The sequence below is a fragment of the Rhizobium zaerense genome (assembly GCF_051810725.1).
GTDB classification, from domain to species: domain Bacteria; phylum Pseudomonadota; class Alphaproteobacteria; order Rhizobiales; family Rhizobiaceae; genus Rhizobium; species Rhizobium leguminosarum_I.
In genome coordinates this window covers 1,340,968-1,359,306 of sequence record NZ_CM132690.1, presented here as the reverse complement: position 1 = coordinate 1,359,306, position 18,339 = coordinate 1,340,968, and the positions used below count along the sequence as shown (strand labels likewise).

The following is an 18,339-nucleotide window of genomic DNA, read 5'->3' as shown; positions in this document are numbered from 1 at the left end:
CCTACTTGCCCTCGCTCTTTTCCGCATGGCTGGCGCGGTCGCGCATGCGCTCGCCCCTCTCCCCTCCGCGCTCCTGGACGCCGATGCGTTCGGCAAGCCGATCGAGCGTGCGACGCATCGCCTTCGCCTCGTCCTGCTGTGCCTCGATCCAGTCGCGCAGCATCTGCTGCTCGTTGCGCATGTTCTTGACGAGGCCCTGAATACCTTCGGCAAGGCTCGCCATAGCGGCGACGGAACGTTGGCTGCCGGCGCCCCCCTCTTCGGCGACCTTGCGCAAATAATCGGAGAGCGCGCGCATGTCGTCCGAGGAAGCACCGGAAACGGCGTCGAGAGCCGGGGCAAGATCGGAGCCGACATCCGTGACCGAGGACAGCCAGTTTTCCAGCTCCATGTAGAAGCGGTTTTGCGCGCGGCCTGCCTGCAGGTCGAGGAAGCCGAGAATGAGCGAACCTGAAAGGCCGAGCAGCGAGGAGGAGAAGGCCTGGCCCATGCCCGAAAGCGGCGTGGAAAGCCCTTCCTTCAGCGCCGAGAGCACGTCCCCCGTGCCGTTCGAGCCGGCATCGAGCGACTGGATGACGACGCTGATCGAACCGATCGTGCCAATGAGGCCCCAGAAGGTGCCGAGCAGGCCGAGAAAGACCAAGAGGCCGATCAGGTAGCGTGAAACATCGCGCGATTCGTCGAGGCGGGTGGCAATGGAATCGAGGATCGAGCGCAGCGCCGTCGTCGACAGCGCCAATGAGGACTTGCGGCTGCCAAGCAGTGCCCGCATTGGCGCAAGCAGCCGCGGATTGCGGTTGACCTTGTCGGCACTGCCCGCGGCGCGGAACGAATTGAACCAGCGCACCTCGGGGCGAAGTGCCAGTACATGATTGAAAACAAGGATGATTCCGACCGCGAGAACGCCGACGATCAACCCGTTGAGGCCCGGATTGTGCATGAAGGCGGTCTGCGTTTGCCGGAAGAGGATGGCGGCGATAAACCCGACGATGACGAGGAAAAGCAGCATCGTCCAGAGGAAGGGCATTGGGCTCGAAAGCCTGTAGGCATAAGTGCCCGCCGTCTTTTCGGTGGAGCCGATCTCCGCCACATTCACATTTTCCATAGGGTCGCTGCCTCCGGAGTCACTGCTGGCGGAGACTAGAGCAACATTGTGCCGAATTGAAGTATGCCGGGGCGAAAACCGTGACTTTACAACAGCCAGATTTTCGTTCGGTCACTTGGCGGGAACCGGCCGCTTGACGACTTCGATCAGCGCCTTGTGGATGATCTCGTTGCCGGCGACGATCGTGCCACTCTCCAGCATCGTTGCGCCACCGTCCCAGTCGGTGGCGAAACCGCCGGCTTCGCGGATGAGCAGGATGCCGGCTGCCATGTCCCACGGCGCAAGCTCCGCTTCCCAGAAGCCGTCGAATCGCCCGGCAGCAACATAGGCAAGATCGAGCGTCGGCGAACCCAGGCGGCGGATGCCCGCCACTTCGCCCATCACGTGGCGAAGCTCGACCAGGAACTTGCCGTGATTGCGCTTGCCGAGCGCCGGCACGCCGCAGCCGATGACGCAATCCGACAGCGCCCGGCGCGCGGCAACGCGAAGGCGCCGATCGTTGAGGAAGGCGCCGCCGCCGCGCTCGGCGGTATAGAGCTCGTCGGTCGCCGGATTGAAGATGACGGCGGCAACGATCTCCCCGTTGCGTTCGAGCGCGATCGAGACAGCGAAGGCCGGGATGCCATGCAAGAAGTTCGTCGTGCCGTCGAGCGGGTCGACGATCCAGCGATGCGCTCCGTCCGTGCCCTTGATCTCTTCGCTTTCCTCGCCGAGGAAGCCATAGGTCGGACGCGCCTTGAGCAGCTCTTCCCTGACGATCTTTTCGGCCTTGCGGTCGGCGGTGGAAACGAAGTCGCCCGGTCCCTTCACGGAAACCTGCAGGTTCTGCACTTCGCCGAAATCACGCCCCAGCGACTTTCCTGCCTTGAGGGCAGCCTGAACCATGACATTGAGAAGAGCTGAACGAGCCATCGGCGCATTTTTCCTTGGGACTGATACGAGGTGCGCGCGCTGCCAGGGGCGGGAAGTGTCCCTGAACATGCAAGACATGCAGCGCTGCATTGATTGGCGGCCTCAAGACCACAAAATCGCGGAAATTTCAAGGGGAGCCACGCATGGCTGCCCTGCGGTGCCGGAAACCGGCGGCTATGCTCCGTTTCGTCGAAATCGATCTCAGAACTTCTGCTGTGTCATCAGCACTTCGCGAGCGATCTGATCGAGCGGCAGGATTCGGTCGACACCGCCCTTGGCGATCGCCTCCTTCGGCATGCCGAAAACAACGGAACCCGCCTCGTCCTGCGCCACCGTGTAGGCGCCGGCCTGATGCATTTCCAGCATGCCGCGCGCGCCGTCATCGCCCATGCCGGTCATGATGATCCCCATGGCGTTCGAGCCGGCCGAGCGCGCCGCCGAGCGGAAGAGCACGTCGACCGAAGGCCGGTGGCGCGACACCAGCGGCCCGGTCTTCACACTCACATAGTAGCGCGCACCCTGGCGCTCGAGCAGCATATGTTTGTCACCGGGCGCGATCAGCACATGACCGCGCAGCACCGGATCGCCATCGCCGGCTTCCTTGACCTCTACCTCACAGAGCCCGTTCAGCCGCTTGGCGAAGGCGGCGGTGAATTTCTCCGGCATATGCTGGACGATCACCATGCCAGGCGCATTGGCCGGCAGTTCCTCCAGGAACTCGCGCAGTGCTTCGGTGCCGCCGGTGGAGGCGCCGACGCAGACGACCATCTCCGTCGTCTTCGCCATGGCCCGCCCCGTCGGTGGCGGCAGCATCACATCCGCCGTCAGTTTTTTGGCCGGCCCCTCCGCCGAAGCGGAGCGGATAGTTCCGGCGGCGCGGCGGACGTTGGAAAGCCGTGCATGCGAGGCGCTCTTGACGACTTCGCGAATGCGCATCGCGTCGTCGGAAAGGCTGTCGGCGGCGCCGATCTTCGATTTCAGGATGACGTCGACGGCGCCTGCCTCCAGTGCCTGGAGCAGCGTTTCCGATCCCGCCTCCGTCAGTGACGAGCACATCACGACGGGGATCGGCCGCTGCGCCATCAGCTTGCGCAGGAAGGTGATGCCATCCATGCGCGGCATCTCCACATCGAGCGTAATGACATCCGGGATCTCTTCCTGCAGCTTCCGCGCCGCCATGAAGGGATCGGATGCGACCGCCATGATCTCGATATCGGGATCCTGCTCCAGCACATGGGTCAGCGTCTGGCGGATGCTCGCGGAATCGTCGATGATAAGGACGCGGATTTTCTTAGCCATGAATGCCCCTGATGCATGCCGTCCAGAAGTGCGCAGCGGTTTTGGGATGACGCGATGCGCTTTAGATACGCTGAAACACCGTATTCGAGACCTGTTTCAACGGCAGATCGAAGCCGGTGATCGATTCGGAATGGCCGATGAACATGTAGCCGCCCGTCGCCAGGCAGGCACAGAGGCGGTTGAGCACGCCGGCCTGAGTCTGCTTGTCGAAGTAGATTAGCACGTTGCGGCAGAAGATGACGTTCATCAACTCGCCGATCGGGTATTTCTCGTCCATCAGGTTCATGCGGGCAAAGCCGACTTTGCTGCGCAGTTTCGGCGTGATGCGCACCTCCCGCCGACCCGGCTGCTTGGCCGTCAGCACATATTTGCGCTGCAGGTTGCACGGCACCGGCGCGATAAGATCTTCCGGATAGATGCCCCGGCGCGCCGTCTGCAGCACATCGGTGGAAAGGTCGGTGGCCAGCACGCTGTAGGAGACGTTATTGCGGCTTTCAGCGAATTCCGCCAACACCATCGCCATCGTATAGGGCTCGGCTCCCGTCGAGCAGGCCGAACTCCAGGTGCGGATGGTCCGAACGCCACTATTGGCGATCGTTGGCAGCGCGACCGTCTGCAGATAGTCGAAATGTTTGGCTTCGCGGAAGAAGTCGGTCTTGTTCGTCGTCACCACGTCGATCAGGTAGACGGTTTCCTGGTCGAGGCCGTCATGATTGAAGAGGAAGTCGCAATAATCGTCGAAGGTCGCATGGTTGGTTGCGCGAAGGCGGCGCCTCAGCCGCCCTTCAAGCATCGTCAGCTTGGTCGACGGCATCTTGATGCCGCTATAATCGTAGATGAACCGGGCAAGCTTATCGAAATTGCGCTTGCTGATCCGGTCGCCCGGCAATTGGGTTTCCACCGCTGCGCCATGCTCATAGAACGCAATACTCCGAGTTGATGCGCGGGTCAGGCCGCTGATTGCAGTGCCGAGGCGTCCTCGCGCGACAGCAACCGTGCGAGATCGATGACGACGACGAAGCCGTTTTCACGACGAACGACGCCGGCGATATAGTCCGAGCGCCAACGCACGCCGATATCAGGCGCAGCCTCGATCTGCTCGCGCCGGAATGGCGTGACCTCGAAGACGCGGTCGGCAACGAGGCCAAGGGTCAGGAGCCGGCTTTCCATTGGCACGTCGAGGACGAGCACCCGCGTGTGCGGCGTCGGCACGGTCTTCGTCATGCCGAGCTTCAATCGAAGATCGATTGTCGGCACGCCCTGCCCGCGCACGTCGCGCAGGCCGAGCAGATAGTCGAGACCATTCGGAATCTTGAAAGCTTCCGCATAGTCGAGGATTTCCCGCACCACCTCAACCGGTACGGCGAAAATCTCCTCGCCGAGGCTGAAGGTCACGAACTGCGCTTCCAGAGATGTCGTGGCCATGATCATGCGCTTTCCTTGAATTCGGCGTCCCCGTCATCGGGACCGCCCATGGAGAGATCGAGAGCGAAGCCTTTCGCCCGCGCCTGCTGGCCGGCGACGCTATTGGCAGCCGGCTTCTTGGAGATAGGCTTGCGGCCGGCGGGAGCCGCGCTGCGGACCGTGACCTTGGCGGCCGGCACGCGATGCTGGCGATGGCCTGCCGTATCGACCTTGAAGAAGGCAATCGACGTCTGCAGCTCTTCGGCCTGGGAGGCGAGTTCCTCGGAGGTTGCCGACATCTGCTCGGAAGCACCGGCATTCTGCTGTGTCACCTTGTCGAGCTGCTGGATCGCCTCGTTGATCTGCGAGGCGCCGATATCCTGTTCGCGGCAGGCCGCACTGATCTCGGAGACCAGTTCCGCCGTCTTGCGAATGTCGGGCACCAGCCGGCCGAGCATGTCGCCGGCATCGGCGGCAGCTTTGACCGTGTCGCTCGACATCGCGCTGATTTCGGCAGCGGCCGACTGACTGCGTTCGGCAAGCTTGCGTACCTCGGAGGCGACCACCGCAAAACCCTTGCCGTGTTCGCCGGCACGCGCGGCTTCGACGGCGGCGTTCAAGGCCAGCAGATCCGTCTGGCGGGCAATCTCCTGGACGATGCCGATCTTCTGGGCGATCGTCCGCATGGCGTCGACAGCGCGGGTCACCGCTTCACCGCTCATCTCCGCGTCCTTGGCCGACTGGCGGGCGATCTTTTCGGTCTGGGCCGCATTATCGGCGTTCTGCTTGATGTTGGCGGCCATCTGCTCCATCGAGGCAGAAGCCTCCTCGGCCGAAGCGGCCTGTTCGGTTGCGCCCTGTGATACCTGTTCCGAACTCGCCGAAAGTTCCTGGCTGCCGGATGAGACATTGTCGGCGGCCGACAGTGCGTCGGCGACGACGCCGCGCAAGCGTTCGATCATCGTGTTCACGTTACTGAGAAGCTCGCCGATTTCGTCGCGGCTGGTGATGTCGGCCATTTTCGTCAGATCGCCTTCCGACACTTCGCGAACCACGGTGTTGGCCCGGCTGAGGCCTTTGCTGATCGTGCTGGCGATCCAGAAAGCGGTAATGGCGGCGACCAGCAGAGCGACAGCGGCGACGGCAACCATCATTGTGCGCGTCGTCGTGTACTGTGCCTCGGCGCCGTCGTCGGCAGCCTTCATGCGCTGCTTTTCAAGTGCCAGGATTTCGCCAAGCGTCGAGTCGATATCGTTGGCAGCGGCCCGCGCAGCCGTCACGGAAATCGTATTTGCGCCTTCGGCATTGCCGGCCTTCACATAGTCGCGGATCTGATCGTCAGCCGCATTGAAGGTCTTGGAAAGTTCGGCGATGCGCGCCCAGCGCGCCTTGCCTTCGTCCGTTGCCAGCGCCAGCACCTGGCCGAAGGCATCGGTAAAGTCCTTGCGGGCCTGATTGCCCTTGGCGATCGCAGCCGCGGTTTCGTCGGCAGTGCGGGCGGTGAGCAGGTTCTTCTGCTGGCGGATGGCCTCGAGCTGGGCAATGTTGATTTGCTGGGCGAGGTCGAGGCGGGCTGCCGGACCGGCGAGGAGATTGCCAATCGTGTCGTTCAGCGATCCAAGGCTGACGATTCCGTAGGCAGCGGTGCCCATGAGCATGAGGATGATGAAGGTGAACGCGGTCACCAATTTTGTCTTGATTGTCAATCGCATCGGTCTAACTCCAATTTGAACTCAGCCGACATCAGCTGGCGGCTCCGGCCGCATTGTGCCTCGATGAAAAAATCGCCTGCAAATTAGGGAGAATGATGAATTCTCCGCCCCTCTTCACCAGGCAGTTGATGTAGTCGGCGCGCCAGCGCATGCCGATGCTCGGCGGCGCCTCGCTCGCGGACTTTGCAAGTGTCGTCACCTCGTTCACCTTGTCGGTTCTGAGGCCGACGAGCGTCTGCTCGCCCTGCAGATCGATCTCGATGACGATGATGCGGCTGTCGATCGTCGCCTCCGCTGCTTCCATCCCGAAGGCGAGACGCAGATCGGCGAGCGGAATGACCTTGCCGCGAAAGTTGATGACGCTGGCGACAAAGGGCTGGCTGCCCGGCACGGCGGTCTCGGGAAGCAGGTCCAGGATTTCCTGGACGATGACGGCTTCCAGCGCAAAGGTTTCGCCGTTGAGATCGAAGGTCAGGACCTCGACTTCCTCGGCATAGCTCCAGTGATTGTCGAATCGTTCGGCTGTTGCTGCTCTTGCACTCATCCTGCTACACGCAACTGCGCCTCCTGTTGCTGACCCGCGGCAACCAGGTGCCCGACGTCGAGAATAAGCGCGACGCTGCCGTCGCCGAGAATGGTCGCGCCCGAGAAGGTCGCAACGTTGTTGTGCAGTTTCGACATCGACTTGATGACCGTCTGGTGGTCGCCGATGATCTGGTCGACGACGAGACCGACGCGCTCCGTGCCTGTGGATATGACGACGACCTTCTGGTGCACGTCGGGCTTGGTGCCGGTGCGGAAGAGATCGCGCAGGCGCAGGAACGGCACCAGGCTGTCGCGCAGCGAGATGAAGCTGCGGCCGCGCGAGCGGAGATCTTCCTCGAGCGACAGTTCGAGGCATTCCTCGACCGCCGAGAGCGGGATGACGTAGCGGCCGGAACCGACGCGCACCAGCAGCCCGTCGATGATGGCGAGCGTCAGCGGAATGCGCAGCGACACTTCCGAACCCTGTCCCGGCACGCTGACAATGTCGATCGCGCCGCGGAGCGCTTCGACCGTCTTCTTCACCACGTCCATGCCGACCCCGCGGCCGGACAGATTGGTGATCGCGGCAGCCGTCGAGAAGCCAGGGGCGAAGATCAGCTGCAGCAGCTCAGAGTCGGAAAGCGGCTGGCCGGGCTGGATGAGGCCGGGGGATTCCGCCTTGGCGCGAACCCGTTCACGATTGATGCCGCGGCCGTCGTCCTTGATCGAGATGATCACTTCGCCGCCGGCCTGGCGGGCCGAAAGCGTCACCGTGCCGGCTTCGATCTTGCCGCAGGCAAGGCGATCGCCGGGCGTTTCGAGGCCGTGATCGATCGAGTTGCGCACCAGATGCACCAGCGGATCGGCCAGACGCTCGATGACTGTTTTGTCGACTTCTGTGCTCTCGCCCTCCGTCACCAGTTCGATCACCTTGCCGGTCTCGCGGGCGAGATCATGGACGAGGCGGCGGAAACGGGAGAACAGGGTGGCGACCGGCACCATGCGCAACACCATCATCGTGTCGCGCAATTCGCCGGAGAGGCGTTCGATTTCTTCCGAAACGGAGCGTAGCGCGATATCGGTGCTGGCGCTGGCGAGCTGGCTGAGGCGCGATTGCGCGATGACGAGTTCGCCGACGCGATCCATCAGCTCGTCGAGACGTTCGGCCGGAACGCGGACATTCTCGGCCGCCTTCGCCTGGCTGACGGCGGCGGGCGCCTCGCGCTTGGCCGGAACCGCCTCGACAGGACGGAATTCCGGGACAACCGCCGGCGGAACGGGCGCCGCCGATGCCGCGGCGACAGGCGCAGGGGCTGCCTCTTCATCGGCCGGAGCGACGGCTGCCGCTGTCGGCCCGTCGATCTCCTCGACACTGAGTTCCATGTCATCGAGCACGAAGATGAAGACGTCGTCGATCGCCGAACGGTCTTGCTCGCTAGTTAGCGTCACATCCCAGGAAATATGGAGATCCGTCGGAGTAAGCTCGTCGAGCACCGGAATGGCCGAGGTATTGGCGCGCACGTTGCATTCGCCGAGATCGCGCAACTCGTCCAGCAGACCGAGCGGGTTGGTGCCGTTGGCCATCGAATTGGCGGGCAGGCTGAAGCGGATGCGCCAGCTGTTCTTCTTCTTCGCCGGTGCCTCGCGCACGGCTGCGGGTACTGGAACAGCGGCCGGCGCCGCTTCCTTGCCGCCGACGGCGGCCTGCAACTGCGCCAGAAGCTTGTGCCCAATATCGCCATGATCGGCGTCCGGCTGGTCGACGAGGAGACGCATATGGTCCTGAGCGGCAAGGACGGCGGCGACGAGTTCGCTGGTCGCCGAAACCTCGCCCTTGCGGACGCGGTCGAAGGCTGTTTCGCAATGATGGGTGAAGGCAGCGAGCGCCTCGAAACCGAACATCGCGCCGGAGCCCTTGAGCGTGTGGAGCCCGCGGAACACGGCGTCGACGACATCCTTGTTGTCGAGCTGGTGAGTCAGGTCGAGAAGACCGGCCTCGATCGCTTCGAGGCATTCGGCAGCCTCCGTGCGGAATACGGCGACGGGATCGAGCGTACTCATCGTCCGAGAACCTTCTTCACGATCTTCACCAGGCTTTCCGGGTCGAACGGCTTGGTCAGCCAGCCGGTTGCGCCGGCGGCCTTGGCGCGCGCCTTGAGATCGGCGTCCGATTCCGTCGTCAGGAAGATGATCGGAACGCCGGCTTGCGCCGGCAGCTTGCGCAGTTCCTCGATCATCGTCAGCCCGTCCATGACAGGCATGTTGAGATCGGTCACGATCAGATCGAAGCTGCTGCCCTTGGCCGTCGCGAGGCCCTCCGCCCCGTTGACCGCCTCGGTGACGCTATAGCCGGCATTGGTCAGCGTGACCTTGGTGGTCAGACGAATGCTGGCGGAATCGTCGACAGTCAGCATATTTGCACTCATAAAGTCACCTCTTTATGCAACCAGAAATTTGCGTCTTCGTGATCGAAAGATTCGATGAAACCTGCGCGTTCAAGTACCTTCAGAACGGAGCCACTGGCCGGCGAAGAAAGTTTGAACGTATTTCCCTTGGCCTTTGCTTGGCGGCGCGACGATTCGATGAGTTGAATGAAACTCAGATCCGCTTCCGCGCCGTCGGGAATGCCGATGATGATTGTATCACGGTTATGAAATACGTCGTTAAGCTTGGAATATAATTCGGACACGTTACGAATGCTGAGTACGTCCGGCAAATTTATAGATTCGTAATATTGCTTTTGAGTATCCAATGCAGCCTCCCGGGCCAGAGAAATACTTGATAACCCTAAAAGGACTCTCACGGCAGCGTTAATGCGGGGTAAACAGCGGTTGTAGGAAACTGCCGTATAGCGAGCTCGGGGACTCCCAATTCTCATCCGGGATAAGTTGTATTTTTCTCTCAAAATTTAGAAATAAATAGAATAAAAACAATATGTTGAATCATCAAGTCGAGCGTTGGGCTTTCACCGACACGCCATCAACATCTTTCGTTAATCACAACGCTAGCGAGTCCGGCGCATTTACCGGATGTTTCCATCCTACCCGTAAAAATAGAGTGGAATTGCCTGAATTTTAACAAAAGGTATAAAAGTGGCACACGCTCTGGTATCGCCGAACGCTGCAGCCTACACATCAGGACGGGACATCAGCCAGGCCCTGGAATCCGCCCGCGGCCAGGTCGAGGAACGTTTCCTCGAAGGCGGCACCGTGCTGCTGTCGGTTATGGATGTTCTCAACCGCTTGCTGAGCTCGCTCGAGAGCGTCACCACGGCGCTCGACAATAAAGAGGCGAGCGACACCGGTGCCGATCTTCGGGCCACGGTGGCGAGCCTGACGGCGCTGCCGATCAGCGAGGAAGGCCGCCAGCAGGCGCTCGTCTCGCTGGCGCATACCGGCAGGGAGCTGCGCAAGCATGTCGCTGACATGCAGGAGACGATGCGTTATCTCAGAACCTTCGCAGTGACCGTGAAGATCACCGGCGCCGGCATTGCCGAATTCGCCGGCTTCGCCCAGGAGATTCTGGAGCGTATCTATTCCGGCACCGATGAGGTCAACCGTTTCGCCACACACCTCGACAGTCTCGATAAGGAGGTCAAGCTCGCCGCCTCCTTTGGCGCCAGCGTTTCCAAGGGTTATGCCGATACCGTTCCGGCCGTCGCCGGGGCCTTGCGTGATGATGCCGCCAAGATCGCCGAACACCGCAAGGATCTCGGCGTCATTGCGCGCGAGGTCGGCGCGATTGCCCGCGCCGTGCAGAGCAAGGTCGCCTCGACGCTGTCTGCCCTGCAGATCGGCGATATCACCCGGCAGCGTATCGAGCATGTACAGGCCACTTTTTCGCTGCTTGAAGATTTCTTTGCTGGCGAGGATGGCGCAAAGCTCGACGCTGGCGCGCGCCGGCGCCTCCAGAACGTCATTCACCATCTGACTGCAGCGCAGATGAGCGACATGTGTGCAAATTTTCAGCGGGATTCTGAGAACGTCGTCAAGACGATCGCGAGTTTCGACCACGACATGCGGGAGATCCTCAGGCTGCGCGATCAGATGAGCGGTGAGAGCGGCGGGGCCGGCGGTAACTTCATGCGCGCGCTGGAATCCAGCGTTTCGGCCGCCCATGAAATCGTCAAGCAGGTCGACGCGGCAAGCCGTCAGGCCGACCAGGTCAGCCAGTCGACGATCGGCACGGCCGCCAAGCTCTCCGAAGCGATCGGCAACATCCGCGCCGTCAAGACCGATATTCACTATATGGCTTTGAATACCAACCTGCGTTGCAGCCGCCTCGGTGAAGAAGGCAGGTCGATCAACGTCGTCACCGCCGAGCTGCGCATTTTCGCCGGCAAGCTCGACGATTCCGCCGACGCCATCGTCAATGGCCTGCCGGCGCTCGAAGCCGCGGCCGGGCGCGTCGCCCCCGCCGCCGATGCCGGAGCCGGCAACCTGGGAGAGAGCCTGACATCGGCCGTCGGCAACATCCGCTCTGCAGCCAACCTGATGGAAAACGAGCTGAAGGTGCTCGCCGAGAACGGTCGCGAGGTCGCCACCAAGATCAGCCTGCTGATCGGCAAGCTCGATTTCCAGCATGACCTCGGCGAAGTCCTTGCCGGCTGCGCCGATCTGCTCGAAGGCGTCGCCGGCACCGATGTCGCCGATATTTCCGATCTCGCCGAGATGATCGCGCCGCTCGACCGCAAGATCTTCAAGCACTATACGATGGTCCAGGAGCGCAACATTCATCGCGACGTCATCCCGGCAAGCGAGGGCAGCACCCCTGCTCTCGCCGAGATGGCCAAAGTCGAAAATGACGAGGATCTTTTCGCCGACGCGCTTTTCTAAAGCACGTCGCGCAACAGGGTGTAGCGCGCTTTAGGGCAACTCCAGTAAACGGCGCGCCCGCTAACGCCGCCGGAATTTGTTGGCAGCCTCGATCGCCGCCTTCTGCTGATCCTCCTCGATGCCGAGGTAGAAATCCTCGAGCGCCGGATCGGCGAGCCCGGCCCGGCGCGACAGCACGTACCACTTCGCCGCCTCGATCGGATTGGGCGGCGTGCCGATGGCATTGATATAGAGATGGGCGAGTTTGTTCTGCGCAGCGACATTGCCGCCATTGGCGGCAAGTTTCAGCCATTCGAAACCCTTGACGTAATCCTTCGGCCCGCCGACGCCGTTGACCAGCCAGATGCCGAGATCGAGCTGGGCCGTGTCGAAGCCGGCGCGCGCCGCGCGTACCATCCACTCGCGGGCGAGCTTCTTCTTTTCCTCCGGCAGGTCTTTCAGCGTCGCATAGATCTGCGCCACGGCATATTGCGAATCGGCAATGCCCTGCTCGGCCGATTTCTCATAGAACGGCAGTGCGAGCTTCAGTCCCTTGTCGCCGGGATTGTCGGCGATGAGAAGCTGCGCCCAGTTGAATTCCGCCGAAGGATTGCCGGCCTCGGCCGCCTTGCGCATGTAGTCGTCGGCCTTGACCTTATCACGCGGCACGCCCTCGCCTTCCATCAGGATCAGTGCATATTTGAACATTGCCGCCGGATCGCCACCTTCTGCCGCCTTGCCGTACCAGAAGGCAGCATTCTTCACGTCTTTCTTGACGCCGAGGCCTTGCGACAGGATTTCGCCGATCAGTGTCTGCGCCGCCGGATCACCGAGTTGGGCGCGCGGTAGCGCCTTTTCCATTGCCGTCAGGTAATAACCGCGCTGGAAGGCGCCGTAAGCCTCGTCGATCGGCCCCTTGTAATCCTTCTCCGGCGGCAGATCGGGCAGCTTCGCGCCCATGCGGTCGAACACGCCGACGCCATCGGAGGGCCCCGCGCCCGAGGCGGAAGGCCGGTCGGTGCGGAAGGTCGAAGCCGGCGCCGTGCCCGGCTGGCTGACGACGCTGTCCGGCGCCTGCGCCAAGACGACATCCGGTCCGGCCGCAACGAGGACGGCCATGCTGGCAAGGATATATTTCAGGAAGCGGACGGGTGGGATCGGCATGAGCGCGATTTCAATCCTCAAACCGTGGCGCTTTTTCGTCAAGCAACGCATTGATCTCGGCGACGACAGACGGTGCCCGGGCGGGCTCGGCGAAGACCGCCAGCCGCAGCGCCACGAACTCCGCTCCGGTCTCGGCGACGGCGAGCGCCGAGGCCGGATCGGCGCCACCCATGACGATGCAGGGGATCTCGATCATCGAGGCCCACCATTCGCCGAGCGCAAGGTTCTTCGGATGCGCCTCCGGCTTGATGTCGCCATCGAGCTTGCCGAAGAAGATATAGTCCGGCCTGGCTTCGCCGATCTCCAACGCATGGTGCCGGTCGGCCGCGTTGCCGCCGCCGATGATCAGCTTCGGCGCGTGTTTGTCGATCGCTTCCGAAAGCGCCGCTACATTGCCGGAAATGTGCAAGCCGTCGGCTTTCGCGCGGCCTGCGACACGGCTGTCGCCTGCAATCAGCGCGGCTGCTCCAGCATCCTGAATCAATGGCACCAGCTTTTCGGCATGTTTCTGGAAGCTGCCGTCGTCAAGCCCATATTGCGGCACGATCACCGAAGCGACATCGCCGCCCTTCAGCGCGTCGGCGACGACCTTTGCCTGTTCATCGGCATCAGCGATATCAGGTACGATGAGCACAAGGCGGCAGCGGTTTTCCGGTTCGGTCATGAGGTCTTTCCGTTTCCTGCGAATTCCCCTTCGAAATGAGGGATCCGCACTCGTTTTGTGTGAGTAGTTCCGTTAGACGAGGCTTGCAAGAGGAGGACGTCGAAAGCATGCCGCAGGATTTGTCATTCTACTACGCCGCCGTGCCCGCCGTTCTGCTGGTAGGCCTCGCAAAAGGCGGCATGGGCGACGCTTTGTCGCTGATCGGCTTGCCCTTCCTTGCCCTCGTCGTCTCGCCGGTTGAGGCGGCCGCCATCCTGCTGCCGATCCTGGTCTTCATGGACATGATCTCGCTCGTCATCTGGCGCAAGCATGGCGACTGGGCGACGCTGAAGATCATGCTGCCGGGCGCCGTCTTCGGCATTGCGCTGGGCTGGGCGACCTCGGCGCTGGTTCCGGGCAACATGTTGCGCATCGTCATCGGCGCGGTGACCATCCTGTTCTGCCTGCGCTATTTCTGGAACAATTTCGGCCCGGGCGCCGGCAAGGTGATCCCGCCGCGCGGCCAGCGACCGGTGGCCGCCAGCCTCTGGGGGACATTTTCCGGTTACGGCAGCTTCGTTGCTCATGCCGGCGGTGCGCCCTTCCAGATCTATGCCCTGCCGCTCAAATTGCAGCCACGCGAATATACCGGCACCAGCGTGCGCTTCTTCGCGATCCTCAACGCCATCAAGCTGATCCCCTATTTTGCGCTCGGCCAACTCGACAACCAGAATCTTGCGACCTCCGCGACGCTTCTGCCCTTTGCCCCGCTCGCCACCATTGCCGGCGCCTGGTGCGTGCGCCGCATGAAGCCACAGATCTTCTATCCCTTCATGTATGCGATGGCGCTGATCGCCGCCTTCCTGATCGTGCGCGAGGGCCTTGGCTGGTAGAAACCGCTAAAGCATGTCGCGCAAGACTGTGCGGCGGTTTTACGCTAACGACATGCGTAAAAACAAAGACCTAAAGCGCGGCACGCTGCAATGCACAATTTCCTTGCTGGCGCGGCCGGTTTGACGTAGCGTTCCCGCCATGTCGAACACGGACCCTTTCTCTGCAATTGCCGATCCGAACCGGCGGTTTCTGCTGGAGGAATTGCGTCGCGCGCCACGGACGGTCAACGAGCTCGCCGAAGGCCTGCCGATCAGCCGTCCAGCTGTTTCACAGCACCTGAAGGCGCTTCTCGACAGCAATCTGGTCTCCGTGACCTCGGAAGGCACCAAACGCATCTATACGGTCAACAACCGCGGCTTCGACAAGCTCAATTTATGGCTGGATCAGTTCTGGGCCTGATGCAGGTTCCCATAAGATCTGGGGATACGATGTGCATCATAAGAATGCGATGCCAGACGTGGCGGACCCAAAAGCGCCAGCCACGATGCCGGATGCATCGGACTGGCGCAAATATGGTGTCAAATCACCGGTTCTTGCTAATTCTTGGCGGAATGGATGGATTTACCTTGTTGCGCAAGATGATCGCCCGGCGACCCTTGGGAAGATTAGTGGACGGATGATTTAAGACGCTGAATCTCGTCCTTGATGCGCAGCTTGCGGCGCTTGCATTCGGCAAGTTCCGTATCGGAAATAGAGGGAGATGTTCTGAGCGCGTGCAACTCCTCCTCGAGAGCGACATGCTTTTTCTGGAGTGACTCAAGATGAGCTTGAACAGTCATATGACCCTTCCTTCCTCTTACCCTCCCCGGCCAACATCGTCGGGGATCAAGGTGTCAACGGCCGGACTGTGACATATTTTTGAAGGCTTGTCGAAGGCCAAAAGATGAAGACTGGATGGCAATTTCATGATCAAGACTAACTAGCCGTTACCCGTATTTGGTGATAGGAGCTTGCGGAAATCATCGCCAGATCGGACAAGGTCCAGGGACGGTAACGGGGAATGCATATGGCCGATCAGGAACAGGCGGAAATCAGGCTCATAGTGGCGCGCCTGCGTCAGGAGCACGAGGATTTCGATGCCGCGATCAACGCCATGATCCAGACCGGATGCGATGCTCTGCGAATCCAGCGAATGAAAAAGAAAAAACTTGTCATCAAGGACAGGCTCTCCAAGCTGGAAGATCAGATCATCCCTGACATTATCGCCTGAGAGGGAATAGCAGCATCGATGACAGACAGACCACCCGTCGCCATCATCATGGGCAGCCAGTCCGACTGGGAGACCATGAAAAACGCCGCCGACACGCTGGAGGCGCTGGAAATTCCCTATGACGCGCGCATTATTTCGGCGCACCGCACAGTGGACCGGCTGGTCAATTTCGCCAAAGGCGCACGCGCGGAGGGCTTCAAGGTCATCATCGCCGGCGCCGGCGGCGCCGCCCACTTGCCGGGCATGACCGCCGCGATGACACCGCTGCCGGTTTTCGGCGTGCCGGTCCAGTCGAAAGCCCTGTCCGGCCAGGACAGTCTTCTTTCCATCGTGCAGATGCCGGCCGGTATTCCCGTGGGCACGCTTGCCATCGGCAAGGCCGGCGCGGTCAACGCCGCGCTTCTCGCCGCTGCCGTACTTGCCCTTTCCGACGAAGAAATCGCCGACCGGCTCGACGAATGGCGCGAGCGCCAGAGTGCTGCCGTCGCCGAATACCCGATGGACAACCTATGACGGCAAGAACGATCGGCATTATCGGCGGCGGCCAGCTTGGCCGCATGCTGGCCATTGCCGCCGCCCGGTTGAATTTTCGTACGGTCATTCTCGAGCCGCAGGCGGACTGCCCGGCCGCCCAGCTCGCCAACCGGCAGATTACCGCCGCCTACGACGATCCGGCGGCACTGGCCGAACTTGCTGATATTTGCGATGTCGTCACTTACGAATTCGAGAACGTGCCCGTCGCAGCCGCCGAAAGGCTCTCGGCGAATGTCTCCGTCTTTCCGCCGCCGAAGGCGCTGGAAGCCGCCCAGGACCGCCTCGTCGAAAAGCGCTTTCTCAATGACTGCGGCATATCAACCGCCCGCTTCCACACGATCGACAGCCAGGCCGATCTTGAGACGGCACTTGAGGATTTCGGCGGCCAGGGCGTGCTGAAGACCCGCCGCCTCGGTTATGACGGCAAGGGCCAGAAGGTTTTTCGCTCGGCGGCCGACAGCCCGGATGGCGCCTATGCCGCACTCGGCGGCGTACCGCTCATCCTCGAAAGCTTCGTCGCTTTCGAGCGCGAGGTCTCGATCATCGCCGCGCGCGCCACCGACGGGACGGTCGTCTGCTTCGATCCCGCCGAGAATGTGCACCGCGACGGTATCCTTCACACCTCGACGGTTCCAGCCGCGATCTCTGCATCGACGGCGGACGCCGCGCGCCAATCGGCCGAAAAGATCCTTGCCGCGTTGAACTATGTCGGCGTCATCGGTATCGAATTCTTCGTGCTTGCCGATGGTGGCCTGATCGCCAACGAGATGGCGCCGCGTGTCCACAACTCAGGTCACTGGACGGAAGCGGCCTGCGTCGTCAGCCAGTTCGAGCAGCATATCCGCGCCGTCGCCGGCCTGCCGCTTGGCGGTTCTGAACGCCATTCCGACTGCATCATGCAGAACCTGATCGGCGATGATATCCTGGCCGTTCCCGACTGGCTGCGGCGCCCCGATACGCTGGTTCATCTCTATGGCAAGACCGAGTGGCGCCCCGGCCGCAAGATGGGCCATGTCACCACCTTGACGCCGAAATCGCCGGTTTTGGCCTGAGAAAACACCCCCGTGCCTTGGGAAAAACACCTTCATGTGGTTGACACGGAAAAGGTGACGGGGTATCTGCTCCCCCACCTAAACAGCGCGCCCGATGGCGCGCTTTTGATTGTTAAAGATACGGGCGAATGTGAATTCCCCCATAGAGATCGCGGATCAGAAAAATGAAGATCAAGAATTCGCTCAAGTCGCTCAAGGCTCGTCACCGTGACAACCGTCTGGTTCGCCGTAAGGGCCGCATCTACATCATCAACAAGCTGAACCCGCGCTTCAAGGCTCGTCAGGGCTGATTTCGCGCGTCCGGATCGCCCTGCCGCGTGAGCTGGCGCCGGCAGATATATTCAGTGGGTCGCTGCGGTGATCACGTCAAATTTGTTTGATCTTCGGCGCTGGCGGGCTAATATGTCCGCCATGCGCTTTTTTGCTTTGACATCAGCGGCGCTGCCGCTCGCCCTCATTCTCCTCACCGCCTCCTTTCCGGCCGCCGCCGCGGAAAAGCCCGCTGCCGCCGCGAAAAAGGACGTCATCGTCGAGCAGGCGGATACCAACAGTTCGCCGAAGCAGCACCTCGACCAGCTCTTCAGCCAGCTGAAGCGTGAACGCGATCCCGAAAAGGCCAGCGGCATCGCCAATGAAATCCGCATGGAATGGAACGATTCCGGTAGCGCCACCGTCAATCTGCTGATGCAGTGGGCCGACAAGGCGATCGAGGAAAAACGCAATCCCGCGGCCCTCGATTTCCTCGATGAGGCGATCGCGCTGAAGCCCGATTATGCCGAAAGCTGGAACCGCCGCGCCACGCTGAATTTCGCCATGGGCAATTATCGCAAGTCGATGTCCGACATCGAACGTGTGCTCGATCTCGAGCCGCGCCATTTCGGCGCGCTCTCCGGCATGGCGGCGATCCTCAGCAATTCCGGCAACGATCAGCTGACCTTGAAGGCTTGGGAGCGTTTCCTCGACGTCTATCCCGCCGAGCGCACTGCACAGGAACAGGCCAACACGCTTGCGGAAAAACTCGCCGGCAACCGCACCTGATTCCTGGTCTGATATCTTGACGTCGCATCTCGC

At 61.6% G+C, this 18,339-nt stretch carries 21 protein-coding genes; 8 read left to right on the top strand and 13 right to left on the bottom strand.

What is annotated here, in order from left to right:
- Nucleotide 1 precedes the first annotated feature (1 nt).
- The 10 genes from ACS4RR_RS06475 to ACS4RR_RS06430 all read right to left on the bottom strand — a co-directional run bounded on the left by ACS4RR_RS06475 (nucleotide 2) and on the right by ACS4RR_RS06430 (nucleotide 9,709).
- On the bottom strand, nucleotides 2-1,105 hold the full coding sequence (locus ACS4RR_RS06475; RefSeq protein ID WP_162117010.1) for a MotA/TolQ/ExbB proton channel family protein: 1,104 nt from the start codon (nucleotides 1,103-1,105) through the stop codon (nucleotides 2-4).
- Between the two features lie 111 nt (nucleotides 1,106-1,216).
- A complete protein-coding gene (locus tag ACS4RR_RS06470; RefSeq protein ID WP_017968155.1) occupies nucleotides 1,217-2,017 on the bottom strand; it encodes an inositol monophosphatase family protein in 801 nt (266 codons plus the stop codon).
- Nucleotides 2,018-2,218: 201 nt separating this feature from the next.
- Nucleotides 2,219-3,316 carry a protein-glutamate methylesterase/protein-glutamine glutaminase gene (locus tag ACS4RR_RS06465; RefSeq protein WP_456189864.1) on the bottom strand — a complete coding sequence of 366 codons (1,098 nt, stop codon included), beginning with the start codon at nucleotides 3,314-3,316 and terminating at the stop codon, nucleotides 2,219-2,221.
- 61 nt (nucleotides 3,317-3,377) lie between these two features.
- Nucleotides 3,378-4,244 carry a CheR family methyltransferase gene (locus ACS4RR_RS06460; protein ID WP_456190135.1) on the bottom strand — a complete coding sequence of 289 codons (867 nt, stop codon included), beginning with the start codon at nucleotides 4,242-4,244 and terminating at the stop codon, nucleotides 3,378-3,380.
- Nucleotides 4,245-4,264: 20 nt separating this feature from the next.
- Complete coding sequence (locus ACS4RR_RS06455) at nucleotides 4,265-4,747, bottom strand: chemotaxis protein CheW (RefSeq protein WP_456189863.1); 483 nt, start codon at nucleotides 4,745-4,747, stop codon at nucleotides 4,265-4,267.
- Nucleotides 4,744-6,432 carry a methyl-accepting chemotaxis protein gene (locus ACS4RR_RS06450; RefSeq protein ID WP_260109400.1) on the bottom strand — a complete coding sequence of 563 codons (1,689 nt, stop codon included), beginning with the start codon at nucleotides 6,430-6,432 and terminating at the stop codon, nucleotides 4,744-4,746. Before ACS4RR_RS06450 ends, ACS4RR_RS06455 begins: the two co-directional genes overlap by 4 nt.
- A 31-nt stretch (nucleotides 6,433-6,463) precedes the next feature.
- The gene (locus ACS4RR_RS06445) at nucleotides 6,464-6,976 is read right to left on the bottom strand and encodes a chemotaxis protein CheW (protein ID WP_456189862.1); all 513 of its coding nucleotides are present in this window, start codon (nucleotides 6,974-6,976) and stop codon (nucleotides 6,464-6,466) included.
- Nucleotides 6,973-9,018: a chemotaxis protein CheA gene (locus ACS4RR_RS06440; protein WP_456189861.1), complete on the bottom strand. Its 2,046-nt coding sequence runs from the start codon at nucleotides 9,016-9,018 to the stop codon at nucleotides 6,973-6,975. The genes ACS4RR_RS06445 and ACS4RR_RS06440 overlap by 4 nt, the downstream gene beginning before the upstream one ends.
- On the bottom strand, nucleotides 9,015-9,383 hold the full coding sequence (locus tag ACS4RR_RS06435; RefSeq protein ID WP_456189860.1) for a response regulator: 369 nt from the start codon (nucleotides 9,381-9,383) through the stop codon (nucleotides 9,015-9,017). The genes ACS4RR_RS06440 and ACS4RR_RS06435 overlap by 4 nt, the downstream gene beginning before the upstream one ends.
- Complete coding sequence (locus ACS4RR_RS06430; RefSeq protein WP_456189859.1) at nucleotides 9,380-9,709, bottom strand: STAS domain-containing protein; 330 nt, start codon at nucleotides 9,707-9,709, stop codon at nucleotides 9,380-9,382. The genes ACS4RR_RS06435 and ACS4RR_RS06430 overlap by 4 nt, the downstream gene beginning before the upstream one ends.
- Before the next feature lie 340 nt (nucleotides 9,710-10,049).
- Between ACS4RR_RS06430 and ACS4RR_RS06425 the strand changes: the two genes are divergently transcribed.
- The gene (locus ACS4RR_RS06425; RefSeq protein ID WP_456189858.1) at nucleotides 10,050-11,792 is read left to right on the top strand and encodes a methyl-accepting chemotaxis protein; all 1,743 of its coding nucleotides are present in this window, start codon (nucleotides 10,050-10,052) and stop codon (nucleotides 11,790-11,792) included.
- Between the two features lie 60 nt (nucleotides 11,793-11,852).
- Here ACS4RR_RS06425 and ACS4RR_RS06420 read toward each other — a convergent pair whose 3' ends face one another.
- Both ACS4RR_RS06420 and ACS4RR_RS06415 read right to left on the bottom strand, forming a co-directional pair.
- A complete protein-coding gene (locus tag ACS4RR_RS06420; RefSeq protein WP_162117002.1) occupies nucleotides 11,853-12,935 on the bottom strand; it encodes a tetratricopeptide repeat protein in 1,083 nt (360 codons plus the stop codon).
- Nucleotides 12,936-12,945: 10 nt separating this feature from the next.
- Nucleotides 12,946-13,599, bottom strand: coding sequence for a thiamine phosphate synthase (locus tag ACS4RR_RS06415; RefSeq protein ID WP_260109406.1), 654 nt, complete (start codon nucleotides 13,597-13,599; stop codon nucleotides 12,946-12,948).
- Nucleotides 13,600-13,706: 107 nt separating this feature from the next.
- Between ACS4RR_RS06415 and ACS4RR_RS06410 the strand changes: the two genes are divergently transcribed.
- Nucleotides 13,707-14,471, top strand: a complete 765-nt coding sequence (locus ACS4RR_RS06410) for a sulfite exporter TauE/SafE family protein (RefSeq protein WP_456189857.1) — start codon at nucleotides 13,707-13,709, stop codon at nucleotides 14,469-14,471.
- A gap of 139 nt (nucleotides 14,472-14,610) precedes the next feature.
- Nucleotides 14,611-14,871, top strand: coding sequence for an ArsR/SmtB family transcription factor (locus ACS4RR_RS06405; protein WP_003542830.1), 261 nt, complete (start codon nucleotides 14,611-14,613; stop codon nucleotides 14,869-14,871).
- A 206-nt stretch (nucleotides 14,872-15,077) separates the two neighbouring features.
- Here the strand turns inward: ACS4RR_RS06405 and ACS4RR_RS06400 are convergent, their stop codons facing one another.
- Nucleotides 15,078-15,251, bottom strand: coding sequence for a YdcH family protein (locus ACS4RR_RS06400; RefSeq protein ID WP_003542831.1), 174 nt, complete (start codon nucleotides 15,249-15,251; stop codon nucleotides 15,078-15,080).
- A gap of 227 nt (nucleotides 15,252-15,478) precedes the next feature.
- Here ACS4RR_RS06400 and ACS4RR_RS06395 point away from each other — a divergent pair, with 227 nt between their 5' ends.
- The 5 genes from ACS4RR_RS06395 (at nucleotide 15,479) to ACS4RR_RS06375 (ending at nucleotide 18,306) form a co-directional block, all read left to right on the top strand.
- Nucleotides 15,479-15,682 carry a YdcH family protein gene (locus ACS4RR_RS06395; protein ID WP_003542832.1) on the top strand — a complete coding sequence of 68 codons (204 nt, stop codon included), beginning with the start codon at nucleotides 15,479-15,481 and terminating at the stop codon, nucleotides 15,680-15,682.
- Between the two features lie 18 nt (nucleotides 15,683-15,700).
- The gene (gene purE, locus ACS4RR_RS06390) at nucleotides 15,701-16,195 is read left to right on the top strand and encodes a 5-(carboxyamino)imidazole ribonucleotide mutase (RefSeq protein ID WP_017968169.1); all 495 of its coding nucleotides are present in this window, start codon (nucleotides 15,701-15,703) and stop codon (nucleotides 16,193-16,195) included.
- Entirely contained in the window at nucleotides 16,192-17,268 is a 1,077-nt protein-coding gene (locus ACS4RR_RS06385) for a 5-(carboxyamino)imidazole ribonucleotide synthase (RefSeq protein WP_456189856.1), read from the top strand. Before purE ends, ACS4RR_RS06385 begins: the two co-directional genes overlap by 4 nt.
- Before the next feature lie 164 nt (nucleotides 17,269-17,432).
- Nucleotides 17,433-17,558, top strand: a complete 126-nt coding sequence (ykgO, locus tag ACS4RR_RS06380; protein WP_003566454.1) for a type B 50S ribosomal protein L36 — start codon at nucleotides 17,433-17,435, stop codon at nucleotides 17,556-17,558.
- A 112-nt stretch (nucleotides 17,559-17,670) separates the two neighbouring features.
- On the top strand, nucleotides 17,671-18,306 hold the full coding sequence (locus tag ACS4RR_RS06375; protein ID WP_026154569.1) for a tetratricopeptide repeat protein: 636 nt from the start codon (nucleotides 17,671-17,673) through the stop codon (nucleotides 18,304-18,306).
- Nucleotides 18,307-18,339 lie beyond the last annotated feature (33 nt).